This window comes from Cryomorpha ignava (assembly GCF_010686655.1).
Taxonomy (GTDB): Bacteria; Bacteroidota; Bacteroidia; order Flavobacteriales_D; family Cryomorphaceae; genus Cryomorpha; species Cryomorpha ignava.
On sequence record NZ_JAAGVY010000122.1, the window covers coordinates 1 to 1,347 of the forward strand.

Annotated in this window: 2 protein-coding genes; both read right to left on the reverse strand. The window is 37.9% G+C overall.

Features of this window, described 5'->3' with window-relative positions:
* The coding region (locus G3O08_RS20665; protein WP_204336978.1) for a cupredoxin domain-containing protein at positions 1-499 on the reverse strand (499 nt) is incomplete at its 3' end.
* A gap of 605 nt (positions 500-1,104) precedes the next feature.
* Positions 1,105-1,347, reverse strand: a 243-nt coding sequence (locus G3O08_RS20670; RefSeq protein ID WP_163287344.1) for a T9SS type A sorting domain-containing protein, incomplete at its 5' end; no start/stop codon positions are given.

A 1,347-nucleotide genomic window follows, 5' to 3' on the forward strand; every position in this document is an offset into this window, starting at 1 on the left:
CTATGTTTGCTTCGAGTTCATTACAATCAAAAATCGGAATTCCAACGCATTCGCAACCTTCAGTTATTATGTCGGCTCCCGTGTTGGAATTTCCATCATCACAAGCATCCCCAAAGTTGGCTTCAAGATCGGGACAATCAAAAGCCGCGACTACTGTTACAGATGCCACCATTGAAGAGGGGTGAATTGCACATCGGTAATCATTTACACCCGCTGTCGTAAACTGATACGAGTAGGTCCACCCAGCACCACCAGGATCATTTCCAAATGATTCGGTATTGCCGGGATACGTTTCAAAGGTTCCGTCAACATTGTGGAATCCTCCAATATTTGTCCACTGCACTATATCACCTTCATTAATAACCAGATCGGCAGGGCTAAATTCAAAGTTTTGGACTGTAACCTGATGGGTTACCTGTGCAAATGCACCAGTTGCAAGAGTCATAAATAGGCAGAGACTCCAACAGATTTTCAAAAAATTTCGGTATTCTTTTTTCATAATGATTGGTTGTTTGGTAATTAAAAAAAATTATCGGATTTTCCCATAATAGAAGGCACTCTATACAAAATTCGAACTCATATTCTAAAAAAAAGACCCAGAAAAAATTGCAAAGGGGAGTTGTTTTGAAATGGAGTGTGAAGATTGTATTTACATATGTCGGTTAAATATTTTAGCGTAAATGCGCATTATTTTCCTGCTGCGAAATCTTAAATTCTAAGTTTGAATCAAAAAGTATTTGTATGTCTATCTAGCTTATTTAAAAGTGATAAGATTCAATTATGACGATGCAAAGATAAAAAAGATGCCCAACACCAAGAATTAAATGATTAATAATCAAGATAACACGACGAATACCTAAAAAAGCAATGCTTTGAGTGTTGTTTTGTTTACCAATTTCAGAATGAATGGGTTTTGGAGTATGAGCAGTTTTTGATTCAAAAAGCCTCCTCCGCAATGCGAAAGAGGCCTTTTTCCATTTACTTTAAATATCCAAAATCAGCTAATATTAATTAAAATTCTATCACAAGCCACAATTTGGAAATTAACACTATCGTACAATCGCCACTGACGATGCTTGCGCATGTTAGGATGATTGCTCATTATTACTTCGCAATCATAAATTTCTCAATGATTGTTTCATTTTGAGTCGTCATACGGTAAATGTACACTCCATTAGGAAGTGCAGCACCGTTGAAGTCAAGGCGGTATTCGTGGCCTCGTTGTGCTTCTTGATTAAACAATGTAGTGATATTACGTCCGCTCATGTCATACACTTCTACAAGTGTGCGACCTGTTTCGGCAGTAACAAATACCACTTGCGATGGCCCTGAAGTAGGGTTCGGGAA